Annotated in this window: 15 protein-coding genes; 9 read left to right on the plus strand and 6 right to left on the minus strand. The window is 71.2% G+C overall.

Features of this window, described 5'->3' with window-relative positions; genetic code table 11:
• Positions 1-35 precede the first annotated feature (35 nt).
• Positions 36-1,154, minus strand: coding sequence for a class I tRNA ligase family protein (locus C4U03_RS24750; RefSeq protein ID WP_103940572.1), 1,119 nt, complete (start codon positions 1,152-1,154; stop codon positions 36-38).
• 220 nt (positions 1,155-1,374) lie between these two features.
• Here C4U03_RS24750 and C4U03_RS24755 point away from each other — a divergent pair, with 220 nt between their 5' ends.
• Together C4U03_RS24755 and qcrB are read left to right on the plus strand one after the other, a co-directional pair.
• On the plus strand, positions 1,375-2,220 hold the full coding sequence (locus C4U03_RS24755) for an oxygenase MpaB family protein (RefSeq protein ID WP_235018101.1): 846 nt from the start codon (positions 1,375-1,377) through the stop codon (positions 2,218-2,220).
• 209 nt (positions 2,221-2,429) lie between these two features.
• On the plus strand, positions 2,430-4,073 hold the full coding sequence (gene qcrB / locus C4U03_RS24760; RefSeq protein ID WP_103940576.1) for a cytochrome bc1 complex cytochrome b subunit: 1,644 nt from the start codon (positions 2,430-2,432) through the stop codon (positions 4,071-4,073).
• Positions 4,074-4,092: 19 nt separating this feature from the next.
• Here the strand turns inward: qcrB and C4U03_RS24765 are convergent, their stop codons facing one another.
• Together C4U03_RS24765 and C4U03_RS24770 are read right to left on the minus strand one after the other, a co-directional pair.
• Positions 4,093-4,896 (minus strand): cytochrome c oxidase assembly protein, encoded by an 804-nt coding sequence (locus C4U03_RS24765; protein WP_103940578.1) that lies wholly within the window; start codon positions 4,894-4,896, stop codon positions 4,093-4,095.
• Positions 4,893-5,441 (minus strand): DUF2243 domain-containing protein, encoded by a 549-nt coding sequence (locus C4U03_RS24770; protein WP_103940580.1) that lies wholly within the window; start codon positions 5,439-5,441, stop codon positions 4,893-4,895. Before C4U03_RS24770 ends, C4U03_RS24765 begins: the two co-directional genes overlap by 4 nt.
• A 178-nt stretch (positions 5,442-5,619) precedes the next feature.
• On the opposite strand from C4U03_RS24770, the gene C4U03_RS24775 reads away from it, so the two are divergent.
• From C4U03_RS24775 to C4U03_RS24795, 5 genes are all read left to right on the plus strand, one after another.
• Positions 5,620-6,540, plus strand: coding sequence for a hypothetical protein (locus tag C4U03_RS24775; protein ID WP_103940582.1), 921 nt, complete (start codon positions 5,620-5,622; stop codon positions 6,538-6,540).
• 96 nt (positions 6,541-6,636) lie between these two features.
• Positions 6,637-7,491, plus strand: a complete 855-nt coding sequence (locus C4U03_RS24780) for an LLM class F420-dependent oxidoreductase (protein ID WP_103940584.1) — start codon at positions 6,637-6,639, stop codon at positions 7,489-7,491.
• A 223-nt stretch (positions 7,492-7,714) separates the two neighbouring features.
• A complete protein-coding gene (gene acuI, locus C4U03_RS24785) occupies positions 7,715-8,698 on the plus strand; it encodes an acrylyl-CoA reductase (NADPH) (protein WP_103940586.1) in 984 nt (327 codons plus the stop codon).
• A 12-nt stretch (positions 8,699-8,710) separates the two neighbouring features.
• On the plus strand, positions 8,711-9,898 hold the full coding sequence (locus C4U03_RS24790) for an FAS1-like dehydratase domain-containing protein (protein ID WP_103940588.1): 1,188 nt from the start codon (positions 8,711-8,713) through the stop codon (positions 9,896-9,898).
• 27 nt (positions 9,899-9,925) lie between these two features.
• Positions 9,926-11,602 (plus strand): class I adenylate-forming enzyme family protein, encoded by a 1,677-nt coding sequence (locus C4U03_RS24795; RefSeq protein ID WP_103940590.1) that lies wholly within the window; start codon positions 9,926-9,928, stop codon positions 11,600-11,602.
• A 16-nt stretch (positions 11,603-11,618) separates the two neighbouring features.
• On the opposite strand, the gene C4U03_RS24800 is transcribed toward C4U03_RS24795, so the two are convergent.
• Both C4U03_RS24800 and C4U03_RS24805 read right to left on the minus strand, forming a co-directional pair.
• Positions 11,619-12,497, minus strand: a complete 879-nt coding sequence (locus C4U03_RS24800) for an acyl-CoA thioesterase (protein WP_103940592.1) — start codon at positions 12,495-12,497, stop codon at positions 11,619-11,621.
• Positions 12,494-12,895 carry a DUF427 domain-containing protein gene (locus tag C4U03_RS24805; protein WP_160147085.1) on the minus strand — a complete coding sequence of 134 codons (402 nt, stop codon included), beginning with the start codon at positions 12,893-12,895 and terminating at the stop codon, positions 12,494-12,496. The genes C4U03_RS24800 and C4U03_RS24805 overlap by 4 nt, the downstream gene beginning before the upstream one ends.
• 235 nt (positions 12,896-13,130) lie before the next feature.
• On the opposite strand from C4U03_RS24805, the gene C4U03_RS40580 reads away from it, so the two are divergent.
• Positions 13,131-13,370, plus strand: coding sequence for an EF-hand domain-containing protein (locus C4U03_RS40580; RefSeq protein ID WP_160147086.1), 240 nt, complete (start codon positions 13,131-13,133; stop codon positions 13,368-13,370).
• Between the two features lie 32 nt (positions 13,371-13,402).
• On the opposite strand, the gene C4U03_RS24815 is transcribed toward C4U03_RS40580, so the two are convergent.
• Positions 13,403-14,035, minus strand: a complete 633-nt coding sequence (locus C4U03_RS24815; protein WP_103940597.1) for a pyridoxamine 5'-phosphate oxidase family protein — start codon at positions 14,033-14,035, stop codon at positions 13,403-13,405.
• Between the two features lie 278 nt (positions 14,036-14,313).
• Between C4U03_RS24815 and C4U03_RS24820 the strand changes: the two genes are divergently transcribed.
• The gene (locus C4U03_RS24820) at positions 14,314-15,087 is read left to right on the plus strand and encodes a helix-turn-helix transcriptional regulator (protein ID WP_103940599.1); all 774 of its coding nucleotides are present in this window, start codon (positions 14,314-14,316) and stop codon (positions 15,085-15,087) included.
• Positions 15,088-15,161 lie beyond the last annotated feature (74 nt).

The following is a 15,161-nucleotide window of genomic DNA, read 5'->3' on the forward strand; positions in this document are numbered from 1 at the left end:
GCCCGGACGGTACGGGGCGGTCAGGGCGGCGCCGGTCAGGCCAGTTCCAGGACGCTCAGGACGGTGCGGGCGGTGTGGCCCCCCTCTTGCTCGGCGATGGCCAGGGCGGTGCCGGTGTCCAGGTCGTCGAGCAGCGCCGCGGTGGCCGCCTCCTCGGCCGCCGGCGCCGAGCCCGGACGGCCCGCCGCGGTGTGCAGCCGGTCCAGGCGCGCCGCGGCGGCGGGCAGGTCGTCGGGGGAGTAGTCCCACTCCTGCGCCCACGGCCTGCTCAGCAGGGCCAGCCGGATCACCGAGGCCGGGTGGTCGCGCAGCAGGTCGGCGACGAAGACCAGGTTGCCGGTCGACTTGGCCATCTTGACGCCGTCCTTGCGGACCACGCCGACGTGCAGCCAGGAGCGGGCGAAGGGACGTACCCCCGTCATCGCCTCGGCCAGGGCCGCCTCGTAGGCGTGGTGCGGGAAGCGCAGGTCGGCCCCGCCGGCGTGCAGGTCGAGGGCGGGACCGAAGGTCGTCATGGCCATGGCCGCGCACTCGGCGTGCCACCCCGGCCGCCCGGGGCTCCACGGGCTCGGCCAGGCCGGCTCCCCGCTGGTGGAGGGCCGCCAGACGGCGATGTCGAAGGGGTCGTCCTTGAGCGGGTCGTCCGGGTCGTCGCCGTACTCGGCCAGCAGGTCCAGGGCGGCCTGCCGGTCCAGCCCGGCCCGGGCGGGGACGTCGGCCCCCCGGAAGTACACCGCGCCCTCGCGCAGGTAGGCGTGGCCGAGGTCGAGCAGGGCCTGGGCGAGCGCGATCACCTCGCGGACGTGGTTGTGCGCGCGGGGCTGGTGGGTGACCGGGTGCACGCCGAGGGAGGCCATGTCCTGCTCGAAGTAGTACTGCTGGACGGCGGCGAAGCTGTCGTAGGGGCTGCCGGCGCGGTGCGCGGCGCGGGTCAGCACGTCGTCGACGTCGGTGACGTTGCGGCAGACCTCCACGCTGTTCCCGGCGTGGCGGAGGACCTGGGCGGCCACGTCGGCCCACACGAAGGTCCTGGCGTGGCCGAGGTGGGTGGTGTCGTACGGGGTGATCCCGCAGACGTACATCCTGGCGTGCCCGATGGCGGGCAGCGGCCGTCCGCCGAGCCGCAGCGAGGGAGCGGTGGAGTCTGGATGCACGGGTGGTCTCTCCTCCTACACGGGGCCGGGGCTGCCGTTCTCGGCCCTGTCCAAGGTACTTGCCCGCCGGGCGGGTCCCGCCCGGCGTCCCTTCACCAGGGCGGACGCGTGGGGTGCGTCACGTTGACACCCGAGGGACACTGAGACAAATTCAAGTAACTGTCTACTTATGCACTGGAGGGGTGGGGCCGTCGCGGCGCCGCCGGAAAGGCCGCACGAGGTGACGTCGACCGCTGTGACCCCGCTCGGGCCGGACTCGCTGACCTGGCGCTTCTTCGGCGACACCCGGCTGCTGCTGGTCGGCCCCCGGGCCGCCGTGCTGCAGAACATGCTGCCCGCGCTCGGCCAGGGCGTGCTCGACCACTCGGTGTTCTTCTCCGAGACGTTCGCCCGGCTCAGGCGCTCGGCCGGACCGATCCTGAACACCGTGTACGGCGGGGACGAGGCGGCCGCGACGGGACGGCGGGTCCGCGACTACCACACCGAGATCAAGGGCACCATGCCCGACGGCTCCCGCTACCACGCCCTGGACCCGGAGACCTACTACTGGGCGCACGCCACGTTCGTGGACCACATGCTGTACGGCGTCGAGACGTTCATCCGCCCCCTGTCGGAGGGGGAGAGACGGCGGATCTACGAGGAGTCCAGGACCTGGTTCCGCCTCTACGGGGTCAGCGACCGGGCCATGCCCGAGGACTGGAAGGGCTTCCAGGCGTACTGGAAGCACATGCTCGAAGAGGTGATCGTCCCGCACAAGACCGCCAGGTACGGCGTCGGCTACGCCACCAAGGGCCTGCCCGCCCCGCCGAAGGTCCCCGCCCGGTTGTGGCGGGCCGTCAGCCCGCCGCTGAACGGGATCGCCTCCTTCCTCACCATCGGCGGTATGCCCCCCGCCGCCCGTGAGCCGCTCGGCCTGCCCTGGAGCGCCGACGACGAGCGCCGTTACCAACGCTTCGCCGCCGCGGTACGACGCGCGGGCCGCCTGTGGCCCCTGCTCCCCGAGGCCGTGCGCTACTTCCCGCAGGCCCGCAGGGCGTTCGCCCGCACCCGCCGCACGTCCCGCTGACCCGCCGCGGGCGAGGCCGCCGAGCGACCGCCGTCCGGAGGACCGAGGCCGCCGCGGGCTCGGGCAATGCCGGGGGATCCTTTGTCCAAAGGATTCCCTATCTGGGGAAACGTGGCGTTCTGGCTGCTGTTCGCCCGGGTACGAGGGCGGGAACCCGCGGCCCTCTTCCGCGGCCGCGGTCACTTGTCCGGTGGGCAGGAGGAGCGGGCGTGACCAATCCGCAAAGGCCCGGGAAGACTCTCAGGCTGCTGAAGGAACAGGGCCGGGCGGTCGACGACCGGTACGGCGGCGCGAAGTTCGGGGCCAAGGCGATCAAGAAGGCGTTCCCCGACCACTGGAGCTTCCTGCTGGGCGAGATCGCGCTGTACTCGTTCGCGATCCTCGTGCTGACGGGGGTCTTCCTGACCTTCTTCTTCCGGCCCAGCGCCACGGAGATGATCTACCACGGCTCGTACGCCCCGCTGAACGGCGTGCGGATGACGGAGGCGTACGCCTCGACGCTGGACCTGTCCTTCGACGTGCGCGGCGGGCTGCTGATGCGGCAGGTCCACCACTGGGCGACGCTGATCTTCCTGGCCGCCATCCTGGCCCACATGCTGCGGAACTTCTTCACCGGGGCGTTCCGCAAGCCCCGCGAGGGCAACTGGGTGATCGGGGTGGTGCTGTTCCTCCTGGTGCTGCTGAACGGGCTGTTCGGGTACTCGCTGCCGGACGACCTGCTGTCCGGGACGGGGGTGCGCATCCTGGCGGGGGTGCTGCTGGCCCTCCCGCTGGTCGGCTCGTACCTGACGATGTTCGTGTTCGGGGGCGAGTTCCCCGGCGACGCCTTCATCCCGCGGCTGTTCACGGTGCACGTGCTGCTGATTCCGGGGATCCTGGCGGCGCTGATCCCGCTGCACGCCGTCGTGCTCACCTGGCGGCAGACCCACACCACCTTCCCCGGCCGGGGCGCCACCGACACCACGCAGAAGGGGTATCCCTTCTTCCCGGTGTTCGTCGCCAAGACCACCGCGTACCTGTTCTGGACGTTCGGGGTCATCGCGTTGCTGGCCACGTTCTTCCAGATCAACCCGGTGTGGCTGTACGGGCCGTACGACCCGGGGGCGATCAGCGCGGGCTCCCAGCCGGATTGGTACATGGGCTTCCTGGACGGCTCGCTGCGGCTGATGCCCGGCTGGGAGATCGACTTCCTGGGCCACACGCTGCCGATGAGCGTGCTGATACCCGCGCTGGTCATCCCCGGGCTGCTGTTCACCGGACTGATCGTGTACCCGTGGCTGGAACGCTGGGTCACCGGCGACCACGAGGTCCACAACGTGCTGGACCGGCCCCGCGACGTGCCCGTCCGCACCGGCATCGGCATCGGCGGCGTCGTCTTCTACGGGGTGCTGTGGCTGGCCGGCGCCAGTGACATCATCGCCAAGACCTTCCACGTCCCGCTGTACGGCACCATCTGGTTCTTCCGGATCGCCCTGCTGGTGGGGCCGGTCATCGGCTACTTCGTCGCCTACCGCATCTGCCTGGGCCTGCAGCGCCGCGACCGCGCGATGCTGGAGCACGGCGTGGAGACCGGCGTCATCGTGATGGCGCCCGACGGCAAGTTCGGCGAACTGGAGGCGCCGCTCTCCCGGGACCTGGCCTCGCCGCTCGTCGAGAGACGGCGGCCGACCGCGCTCCCGCTGAGCCGCCCGGAGCTCCCCGGCGTCCGGGCGCCGCGGGCCCGCGGCGGGCTCACCACCCGGTTCAGGATGGAGCTCAACCAGATCTTCATACGCGACCTGTGGGAGGCGACGAAGCCTCGCCCCGACGGCGAGGTCCGCAGCGAGGAGGAGCAGCGGGCCCTGGAGAAGTGACCCGTACCCGGCGCCGGGCTCACCGGCCGCTGCGCGGCGACAGGCGCCACCGCGGACCTGTGGCGGGCCGTGCGCGGGCGGGCCGAGGCCGCCAGGTGGCCAGGAGGGACAGCGCCAGCAGCATTTCGGCGATGTCGCCGCCGTAGTACATCAGCTCGCCCGCCCCGCGGAGTTGGTCGGCCGGAGCCGGGACCTGAACGAACAGCCCCGCGTACATCAACTGGGACAGGACGGCGTGGACGGTGACGGCCACGCCGAGGACGACCAGCCGTACCGGCACCGAAGGCCGGTGCGGGGCCGGATCCGGCCCGGTGATGACCCAGGCGAACAGGTAACCGGCGGCCAGGAAGTGCAGGTGCAGGAGAGGGTGCGTGCCCAGGACGCCGTACAGCGGGGTGAAGTACAGCACGCCCAGGCTTCCGACGTTCAGGGTCAGGGCGGTGACCGGATGTGTGATCACCCTGGCGGGACGGCTGCGCAGCGCCCGTCCGATCAGCCGGCCCGTACGGGGCGGGACGGAGCGCAGCACCAGCGTGATCGGGGCGGCCAGCACCAGCCCGAGCGGGGCCACCATCCCGATCAGCAGATGCTGGAGCATGTGACCGCGGAAGTCGCCCTCCGCCCACGGCGACAGGCCGGGGGTCAGGCCCACCGCGAGCACGGCGCATCCAGCCAGGAAGCTCACCGTGCGCCGGCCGCTCCAGTCCCGGTCCCGTACCGCCAGCAGCACGTAACCCGCGGCGGCGACCGCCACGGCGACCAGCGGGAGCAGCACGGCCAGCAGTGGTGAGCCATGGCCGTGACCCCCGTGCGCGGGCGTCATCTCGCGGTCTCCGGCGCGCCGATCTCCACGGGAGCCGCGCCATGCTGCAACGCCCAGCCACCGGCCACCAGCAGTGCGCCGAGGACCAGGAAACCGATGTCCCACCAGGTCTGGTACGCGTCGGTGCGCACATGGTGGATGCCCAGGACGTGGTGGTCGACGATCCCCTCGATCAGGTTGAACAGCCCCCAGCCGACCAGCACCCAGCCCCACAGCTTCCGGGAGGTCCACAGCCGGCCCCGGGCGTGCGTGACCCGCGAGTACAGCAGTGCCAGGCCGGTCAGCACCAGCAGCCAGGTGACCGCGTGGAAGAACCCGTCCCACATCGTGTTGATCTGCAGGCCGTGCACCGTGTTCGCCGGGTAGTACCGCACCCCGATGCGGGCGGTGTCCGTGCTGGTGAGCATGTGATGCCACTGCAGGATCTGGTGCAGCAGGATGCCGTCGACGAAGCCGCCGAGGCCCGCCCCCAGGAGGATCCCGGGAAGGCCGATCCGCGCCGCCCGCCGTTCCCGCCCGGCCGTCGTCTCTGAACCGATCACCATGGAGGCGCTCTACCCCTCCGCAGTGGATCTGGCACACAAAGTGATCGACGCCGTCCGTCCGAGGACGCGTCCTGCGTCCCGATGTCCGATACCTACAAGACACCTGGGGGCCTTGGGAGGTGAGCTGGGGCCATGACCTCCCCGCCCAAGGCGGGGATTCCCACGTTTCAGGAGCCTGATGACCACCGCACACGGCACCGGCCCGCAGGCCGGCTGGGCGGGCGTGGACCTGTCCGCCGCCGCGTCCTTCATGGCCGCCCACGCGCGCACCCTGGACCGCCGCCGCTTCCAACTGCTCACGGGCGACACCGACCCGTCCGCCGTCCTGGCGGCCCTGGACGGCTACCGTAACCCGGACGGCGGCTACGGCTGGGGCTTGGAGCCGGACCTGCGCTCCCCGGAAAGCCAGCCCGGCGGCGCACTGCACGCCTTCGAGACCTACGCGGACGTGACCCCGGCCAGGTCCCCGCACTCCGGCGCGCTCTGCGACTGGCTGGCGTCGGTGTCCCTGCCCGACGGCGGCCTGCCGTTCGCGTTGCCCGTGACCGACGACGCCGGCTGCGCACCCTGGTGGGCTCAGGCGGACCCCACGGTCTCCTCGCTCCACATCACCTCCGCCATCGCGGGCATGGCCCACCGGGTGGCCGCCCATGATCCGGCCGTCGCCGAACACTCCTGGCTCGCCCGGGCCACGCGGTACTGCCTCGAAGTGATCGAGGCCATCGACACCGCTCCGCACGCCCTCGAACTGCTCTACACGCTGCAGTTTCTCGACGCCGTCCACGACACCCACCCGGAGGCCGCGCCCCTGCTGGCCCGACTCGGCGAGTACCTCCCCGACGACGGCCTGCTGCACGTCGAGGGCGGCACCGAGGACGAGATGATGCGCCCGCTGGACTTCGCCCCGCTACCCGGCCGCCCCGTCCGGTCGCTGTTCACCCCGGACGCCATCGCCGCGGAGCTGCGCCGCCTGGCCGAAGGCCAGCAGGCCGACGGCGGCTGGACGGTCGAGTACGCCAGCTTCTCCCCGGCGGCCCGCCTCGAATGGCGCGGCTACATCACCGTGCGCTCCCTGGGGATCCTCCGCCACAACTCCTGAGCGGGTACGCCCGCCCGGCTTTCACAGCGACCGGCTGGGCGGGAGCGGGCCAGCCGGTCCTGACCACTGAGGTGAAACAGGTTCTACTATCGGGCCATGCGACATGGCATCGTGCTCTTCACCAGCGACCGGGGCATCACGCCCGCCGCCGCCGCACAGGCCGCCGAGGCTGCCGGGTTCAACACGTTCTATGTGCCGGAGCACACGCACATCCCGGTCCGGCGCGATGCCGCGCACCCGGTGACCGGCGACGGGGCGCTGCCGGACGACCGCTATATGCGCACGCTCGACCCGTGGGTCTCGCTGGCCTCCGCGGCCAGCGTCACCTCCAGGATCCGGCTGGCCACGGCGGTGGCCCTGCCGGTCGAGTCGGACCCGATCACCCTCGCCAAGACCATCGCCACGCTCGACCACCTGTCCGGCGGCCGTGTGACGCTCGGCGCCGGGTTCGGCTGGAACACCGACGAACTGGCCGACCACCAGGTGCCCGCGGACCGGCGGCGCACGGTGCTGCGCGAGTACGTCGAGGCCATGCGGGCGCTGTGGACGCAGGAGGAGGCGTCCTACTCCGGGGAGTTCGTCTCGTTCGGCGCCTCGTGGGCGTGGCCCAAGCCGGTCCAGCCGCATCTTCCGCTGCTGATCGGGGCCGGTGGCGGCCCGAAGACCCTCGCCTGGATCGCGGCGAACGCCGACGGCTGGATGACCACCCCCACCGAACGGGACATCACGTCCAAGGCGCAGGCCCTGCACCGGGCGTGGACGGACGCGGGCCGGGCGGGACGGCCGGAGATCTCGGTGCTGATCTCCGCACGGCCGTCACCGGAGCAGATCGACGACTGGGAGCGGGCCGGGGTCACCGAACTCATCTGGGGCCTGCCGGACAGGGCCGCCGACGAGGTCGTCGCCTTCATCGACCGGCACGCCCGGCGCCTCGGACTCGCACCGGCCTGACCGGCCGCCCGGCCCCGGTGACGCCGCCGCGCCGTGAGGGGTTGACGGCCCCATCTCTGCATGTAAGCATCATTCTCGTTTTAGAGAGCGTTATTCGCTCGATCTGGAATTGGCAATCCAGCATTGACATTCGAGCCGTGGTGCGAAGCCTGCATGGTGGTCGGATCGCCGCTGTCAGCGCGGAATCGCCCGGCGCGGATTGAGGAAGGACGGGCTTTTCCCGATGTTCTCGGCGATTGTCATCGAGAAGGGCGAGGCGGGACAGACCGTCGCGCTGAGGAGCCTGGACGAGGCGGAGCTCCCGGAGGGTGACGTCGGCATCGACGTCGAATACTCCACGCTGAATTACAAGGACGGTCTCGCCGTCACCGGCAGGTCGCCCGTGGTGCGCAGCTTCCCGATGGTGCCCGGCATCGACCTGGCGGGCGTCGTCACCGACAGCGCGCACCCGGACTGGAAGAAGGGCGACCGCGTCGTACTCAACGGCTGGGGCGTGGGGGAGACCCACTGGGGTGGCCTCGCCCAGTGTGCCCGCCTCAACGGGGACTGGCTCGTACCGCTGCCCGACGCCTTCACCGCACGGCAGGCCATGGCGATCGGCACGGCGGGCTACACGGCCGGCCTCTGCGTGGATGCCCTGCTGGACCGCGGCGTACGCCCGGACCAGGGCGAGATCCTTGTGACGGGGGCGACGGGCGGCGTCGGCAGCGTCGCGATCGCGCTCCTGGCCAAGGCGGGCTTCCCGGTGGCCGCCGCCACTGGGAAGCCCGCGGAGGCCGAGTACCTTCAGCGCCTCGGCGCCACCACGGTGCTGGACCGCGCCGAACTCGCCGAGCGCGGCAAGCCACTGCAAAAAGAGCGCTGGGCGGGCGTCGTCGACTCCGTCGGCAGCCACACGCTGGCGAACGCCTGTGCGCAGACCCGCTATGGCGGCACGGTCGTGGCGTGCGGACTGGCCCAGGGCATGGACTTCCCGGCCACGGTCGCCCCGTTCATCCTGCGCGGCGTGTCCCTGATCGGCATCGACAGCGTGATGGCGCCCAAACAGCGGCGCCTGGCCGCCTGGGACCGCCTGTCACGCGACCTGGACGTGAACGCCCTCGATGAGATCGCCCAGGAGATCGCGCTGGCGGACGCGATCGCCGCGGCGGACCGGCTCATGGCGGGCACGGTCCGTGGACGCATCGTCGTCGACGTCAACCGCTGAACGGGAGCACCAATGAGCGACCAGCCCGTAAAAGCCGAACTCGACCTGTCCGACGTCGACCACCGTGTGGGCAAGCCCGTCGGCGGAGGGCAGCTGTGGGAGCCGTGCAGCGCCTCCGACATTCGCCGCTGGGTGATGGCGATGGACTACCCCAACCCACTGCACTGGGACGAGGAATTCGCCCGCGAGACCAGGTTCGGCGGCATCGTCGCACCGCAGTCCGTCGCGGTGGCCCTGGACTACGGGCATGGCGCGCAGCCCGCGTGCGTAGGGCACATCCCCGGCAGTCACCTGATCTTCGGTGGTGAGGAGTGGTGGTTCTACGGCTGTTCCGTACGGCCAGGGGACAAGCTGTTCCAGGAGCGACGGTTCCACGACTACAAGGTGGTGGAGACCAAGTTCGCCGGGCCCACGATGTTCTCGCGCGGGGACACCATCCACCGCAACCAGCACGGCGCCCTGGTGGCACGCGAGCGGTCCACCGCGATCCGCTACCTCGCCTCCGAAGCCGAAAAACGCGGCATGTACGAGAACCAACTCGGCGCCGTCAAGCGGTGGACCGCCACCGAGCTGGACGAGATCGAGAAGGTCCGGCACGACTGGATCCTGTCGAACCGCACGGGCGTCTCACCGCACTTCGAGGAGGTGAACGTCGGCGACAGGCTGCCACGACGCGTCATCGGCCCGCACAGCATCGCCGGCTTCACCACCGAGTACCGCGCCTTCCTGTTCAACATCTGGGGCACCTTCCACTGGGTCGCGCCGCCCGGCGTCGAAGACCCGTGGATCAACCAGGACCCCGGCTGGGTGGAGGGCTTCGCCTTCGACGAGGAAGGCGCCAGGATCGACCCGCGCAAGCGCGACGGGCTCTACGTGGGTCCTTCCCGCGGCCACATCGACGCCGACAAGGCCGGCGAGGTCGGCATGGCCCGCGCCTACGGCTACGGCGCGACGATGGGCGCCTGGTGCACCGACTACCTCGCCTACTGGGCCGGCCATGACGGCATGGTGCGCCACTCCAAGGCGGACTTCCGGGGACCCGCCTTCGAGGGGGACGTGACCTACTTCGACGCCGAGGTCGTCGGCAAGCAGACCGAGTCGTCGTGGGGTGTGCCGCTCGTCCAGGTGAAGCTGCGCCTGACCAACCAGGACGGCGGGGTGCTGGTGGACTGCACGGCCGAGATCGAGCTGCCGTTCTAGCGGGCGGAAGCGAGAGGAGTGCGAGCGATGAACCCGGATCCGTCGATCGTGTCAGGCCCGCCGTTCGGTGAGGAGCCGGGGCTCGGGGCGCTCACGCTCCCCGGCTTCCTCCGCGAAGTGACGCAGATGTACGGCGAACGCGAGGCGCTCGTCCTGCACACCGCGGACGGGGTCACGCGCTGGACGTACGCCGAGCTCTGGGAACGCGCCGTCGAGGTCGCCCGCGCGCTGCGCGCGTGCGGGGTGGGCAAGGACGGCCGCGTGGGCGTCCTGATGACGAACCGCCCCGAGTGGGTCGCGGCGGTCTTCGGCGTCTCGCTCGCTGGGGGCGTGGCCGTCGCGCTCAGCACGTTCTCGACGCCGGCCGAGCTCGACCACCTGCTGCAGGTCTCCGGCGTGTCGGTGCTGCTGTTCGAGCGGACGGTGCTGGCGAAGGACTTCGCCGCCATCGTGACCGAACTGGAGCCGGAGATCGCCACGGCCGAGCCTGGCGCCCTGCGGTCGGCGAGGTATCCGTTCCTGCGCAGCCTCGCACTGGTCGGGGACGCCGCGCCCGGGATCGACACCTGGGGCACCTTCCTGGCGCGCGGTCGGCAGGAGCCACGCGAACTGGTCGAGGCGACGGCCGCCGCGACGCGGCCGAGCGACACAGCCGTGCTGTTCTTCTCGTCCGGCTCCACGAGCAGGCCGAAGGGGATCCTGAGCGCGCACCGCGGCGTCACCACCCAGTTGTGGCGGTTCCGCCGGATGTACGGGTTCAGCCCGCAGGACGGCGTCCGCTGCTGGACGGCCAACGGCTTCTTCTGGTCCGGCAACTTCGGCATGGCGCTCGGCGCGACCCTCTCCGGCGGCGGCGCCCTCGTGCTGCAACCCACCTTCGACGCCGCCGAGGCGCTCGAACTCATGCAGCGGGAGCGGGTGAACTTCCCGGTCGCCTGGCCGCACCAGTGGGCGCAACTGGAGGCCGCGCCCAACTGGAGCGAGACGGACCTGAGCAGCATGCGCTTCGTGGACTTCAACACCCCGATCGCGCGCCACCCCACGGTGTCGACCGAGTGGTACGAGCCGGGCCACGCCTACGGCAACACCGAGACCTTCACCATCTCCACCTGCTACCCGGCCAACACCCCTGCGGAGGTGCACGCGGGAAGCAGCGGCGAGCCGCTCCCGGGCGTGACCGTCAAGATCGTCGATCCGATCACCGGTGCCGTCGTCCCGCGCGGCGAACACGGCGAGATCTGCGTCAAGGGCCCCACCCTCATGCTGGGCTACCTCGGCACCCCGCTCGACGAGACGCTCGACGCCGAGGGCTTCTTCCCCACCGGCGACGGCGGCCGCCTCGACGCGGCCGGCCGGCTCTTCTGGGAGGGCAGGCTCACCGACATCATCAAGACGGGCGGCGCGAACGTGTCGCCGCTGGAGGTGGACGAGGCGATCGCCGGGCACCCCGGCGTCAAGATCGCCAAGACCGTCGGCGTGCCGCACGAGACGCTCGGCGAGGTCGTCGTCTCCTGCGTCGTGCCGCACGAGGGCGCGCGGCCACAGGCCGACGAGATCCGCAGGGCGCTGCGGGAACGCCTGGCGAGCTACAAGGTGCCCCGGCACGTCCTGTTCTTCCGCGAGGACGAGATCGCCCTCACCGGAAGCGCCAAGATCAAGTCCAGCGACCTGCGGAAACTGGCCGCCGAGCGGCTCCGGGGATAGGCGCCGTTCCGGCCGTTCACAGCCGGGACCCGGCGGGCAGCGACGTCGCCGATCCCCGGCTGTCGAAGGCCCGGATCATGCCGTCCTGGGTGAAGGACGCGAGAAGGCGCCCGTCCTCGGTGAGGATCTGGCCACGGACGTGGCTCATGCCGGCGCCGGCATAGACGCTCTCGTGGTGGTAGCGGATCCAGCCGTCCCACCGCACGGGATCGTGGAAGCTCACCCCGATGCCCATGACCGCGGTCGAGACCGTGTGATGCGCCTGGGAGGTGCCGATCCCGGGATGCGCGCGCATCGTGGTGGAGATGGACAGATGCCCGGTGAAGTGCGCCAGCAGCGCGCGGCGCAGGTCGTCGCGCTCGGGTACGGCGTCGTAGTGCACCCAGGCGTCGATGATCGGTGGCCCCACCTCGTCGGGGCTGCCGTAGTCCTTGATCCCTTCGAGGCGGATCCGCCTGCCGCGCAGCGGCATGTCCACAGGATGGGCCGCGTCGGGACCGGCGACCGGCGGCCCTGTCCACCTGTCGTGCCGGATGACGTCGGGCTGCGGGTGGTCCAGCAGTACGGTGCCGGTCGCGCAGATCCGATCGCGCTGCCCGACGGTGACCGTGGCGCTGGCGAACGAGCGCCCCGCACGTACCGGCGTGACGGTGAACTCCAGTCGCTCGTCCGGGTCGGCCACGGCGACGAACAGCGCGTGCGCCGAACGCACCGTCCGCCCCGGCAGGGCCTTGCCCGCGGCGATGAGGGACTGGGCGAGGATCTGGCTGCCGTCGACGACCTGCCGCCCCCCGCCGTCGCTGTCACCCGCGAAACGTGCCGGGGCCGCCGGGGCCGTGTCGAGCGGCTCTACATCGAAGATGGCGAGCATCCGCTCCAGCGACGACCCGGTCATGGCCGTACCCCGGTGAACCTGCCGGTGCCGATGGTCACGCGGACCGCGTCCTGGTCGAATGCGACATACCCCGCCAGCCGGGCGACCTGGGGAAACGGCTCCGGATAGCTCCACGCGACACCCGGCCCCGCACCGCCTGAGGCCCGCCAGTACACGGCCTGTCCCTTGAACGGGCAGACGGTCCGCCGGTCGATCGGCTCCAGACGTGAGAAGTCGACCGCGTCCCTGGGGAAGTACACGACCAGCCCGTGATCCTGCTCGTCGACGATCAGGCAGGCGTCGCTGTGGGCCAGCCGGGTCTCACCCAGCCAGGCGGTCATGGCATTGGTACGGGCAAGAAGCTCAACGCGGTAGTCCGGCCGCTCGTCGTACATGGACCGCACAGGTGCCGACCCCAAGGTTGCGACCTCACTCTCTCCGGCGAGGCGGACCCGAGGCGTCCATGGCCCGCTCCGCTCTGCCAGGCAGGTGCTCAGCCATCTCCCAGGCAGCATGCCAACCTTGAAGGGCCGTTCGCAAGTAGTGAAAAGCCTCATCTTCGCAAAGGAGAATGTGAATACCAGGAGGGCGGGGAGGGCGGTGCCGCCGTGCCGTTACGATCGGGTGCCACGGTCGCTTGTGCGGAAGGGGATCATGTCCGATCAGTACGAGGCGGTGTTCGCCCGCTACGACACCGATGGAGATGGGCAGCTCACCGTGGACGAGGTGACCGCGGCGATCGCGGGGATGTTCCCTGAGACCGAGGTGGACGATCTGTCGGGGATCGTCGCGGCGCTGTTCGCCGAGTACGACGCCGATCACGACGGGCTGCTGTCGGTGGCCGAGTTCGTGCCCCTGGCGGAGAACCTCCCCGAACTCGGCTCCGCGGACTGAGGCGCGGGCCGGGCGGCCCGCGCGTTCGCACGTCAGTACTGGTTCGTCTCGGCGTCCAGGTCCAGCCCCTTGTCGATCTCCTCCGCGGAGATCTCCTTGAGGCCCAGGTGGTCCTTGGCGATCCGGCCGAGCGTGGGCAGGCTCCCGCGGTCCGGCCAGGTCTCGGGCCGCCACAGCGACGAGCGCAGGAACGCCTTCGCGCAGTGCATGTACAGTTCCTCGACCTCGACGAGGATCGCCAGCCGCGGCCGCTTGCCCTGGACCGTCAGGTCCTCGAAGAACGGCGCGTCCGACACCAGCGTCGCGCGCCCGTTCACCCGCAGCGTCTCGTTCATCCCCGGCACGATGAACAGCAGCCCGACGTGCGGGTTGTGCAGCACGTTGCGGATGCTGTCGAGCCGGTGGTTGCCGGGCCGGTCGGCGAGCACCAGTCGGTGGTCGTCGAGGACCAGCACCGACCCGGCGGGGTCGCCCCGGGGCGAGACGTCGCAGGTCCCTTCCGAGTTCGCGGTCGCCAGCAGCACGAACGGCGAGTGCGCGATGAGCGTGCGCGCGTGCTCGTCGATCCGGGCGATGTCCTTGTCCCAGATGGTCTGTGACGGCTCCTGCACGATCTCCCGAAGCTCGGCCTCGGTCCGCACCGTACGGATCTCAGAAGAATGCACCGTCCAAATATAAGGTGAGCCTAACCAACCGGTGTGCCGAGGTGCCCACCGTCCGGGGAGCCCGCCGCCGGACGGCCGTGCGGCGGCCGGCGTTCAGCGGACGTGGCGCCTGGCGTTCGGCGGACGTGGCGCCTGGCGTTCGGCGGACGCGGCGAGCGGTCGCGCCTACCGCCCGGAGGGCGGATCCGGTGCCCTGACCAGCGCCTCCGCCCGAAAGTGCCGATCTGTCGTTGCAGTACCATGCCGCTCGTGTCCCGCCGTGCCGACCGCGCCCTCCCATGACCAGGCAGACCCGCACGCTGCCCGCCCTCGCGGCGGGGCCGGTCGAGATGCCGTTCGCGATCCTGAGCTGGAGCGAGACCTTCGCTCACGACACCACCTGGAACGAGCACTCCCACCCCTTCCACGAACTGCTGTGGAACGAGCGGGGCGCGTCCACGGCCGTGGTGGGGACGCGGGTCTGGACGATCACCCCCACCCTGGGCCTGTGGATGCCCGCGGGCACGCTGCACTCCGGCTCGGCGATCGCCGGCACCTGGTGCCGCGCCGGCTTCTTCGGCTTCGGCACCATGACCCCGATCTCTCCCACCCCCGTCGGCGTCGAGATCACTCCGCTGCTCCGGCTGCTGCTGGAACGGCTCGCCGACACGGAGCTGCCGGCCGGGTCGCGGGCGGTGACCGAGGCGATGGTGCTCGACGTTCTCACGCCCTCCCCGCGCGAACTGCTCGTGCAGATGCCCACCTCCGACCTGCTGCGTCCGATCGCCGAGGCGGTCAGGGACGATCCGGGCGATCGACGGACGCTGGAGGACTGGGCGTCCCGCCTCGGCGTGAGCGCCCGCACGCTCACCCGTGCCTTCAACGCGGAGACGGGCACCAGCTTCGCGCGGTGGGTTGCGGCGGTGCGCGCCCAGCACGCGGTCACGCTGCTCACCCGGGGCTGGGAGGTCGACGCCGTGGCCGAGGAGGTCGGTTATCGCTCGGCGAGCGCGTTCGGCGCGGCCTTCCGGCGGACGACCGGGCTGACCCCGGGATTCTTCCGGGCGCGCTGAGGCTCCGGAATGCCGAAGACCACCTTCGCCGCCCCTCTTCGAACGGTACGGCCTGGCGTACGTGCCGCTGCCCC

Source organism: Thermomonospora echinospora, assembly GCF_900108175.1.
Lineage (GTDB): Bacteria > Actinomycetota > Actinomycetes > Streptosporangiales > Streptosporangiaceae > Thermomonospora > Thermomonospora echinospora.

What these genes read in the sequence shown, in the direction of transcription:
- C4U03_RS24765 (WP_103940578.1), bottom strand. Translation starts at nt 4,896, where the DNA reads ATGACGCCCGCGCACGGGGGTCACGGCCATGGCTCACCACTGCTGGCC.
- C4U03_RS24770 (WP_103940580.1), bottom strand. Translation starts at nt 5,441, where the DNA reads ATGGTGATCGGTTCAGAGACGACGGCCGGGCGGGAACGGCGGGCGGCG.
- C4U03_RS24775 (WP_103940582.1), top strand. Translation starts at nt 5,620, where the DNA reads ATGACCACCGCACACGGCACCGGCCCGCAGGCCGGCTGGGCGGGCGTG.
- C4U03_RS24780 (WP_103940584.1), top strand. Translation starts at nt 6,637, where the DNA reads ATGCGACATGGCATCGTGCTCTTCACCAGCGACCGGGGCATCACGCCC.
- acuI (WP_103940586.1), top strand. Translation starts at nt 7,715, where the DNA reads ATGTTCTCGGCGATTGTCATCGAGAAGGGCGAGGCGGGACAGACCGTC.
- C4U03_RS24790 (WP_103940588.1), top strand. Translation starts at nt 8,711, where the DNA reads ATGAGCGACCAGCCCGTAAAAGCCGAACTCGACCTGTCCGACGTCGAC.
- C4U03_RS24795 (WP_103940590.1), top strand. Translation starts at nt 9,926, where the DNA reads ATGAACCCGGATCCGTCGATCGTGTCAGGCCCGCCGTTCGGTGAGGAG.
- C4U03_RS24800 (WP_103940592.1), bottom strand. Translation starts at nt 12,497, where the DNA reads ATGACCGGGTCGTCGCTGGAGCGGATGCTCGCCATCTTCGATGTAGAG.
- C4U03_RS40580 (WP_160147086.1), top strand. Translation starts at nt 13,131, where the DNA reads ATGTCCGATCAGTACGAGGCGGTGTTCGCCCGCTACGACACCGATGGA.
- C4U03_RS24820 (WP_103940599.1), top strand. Translation starts at nt 14,314, where the DNA reads ATGACCAGGCAGACCCGCACGCTGCCCGCCCTCGCGGCGGGGCCGGTC.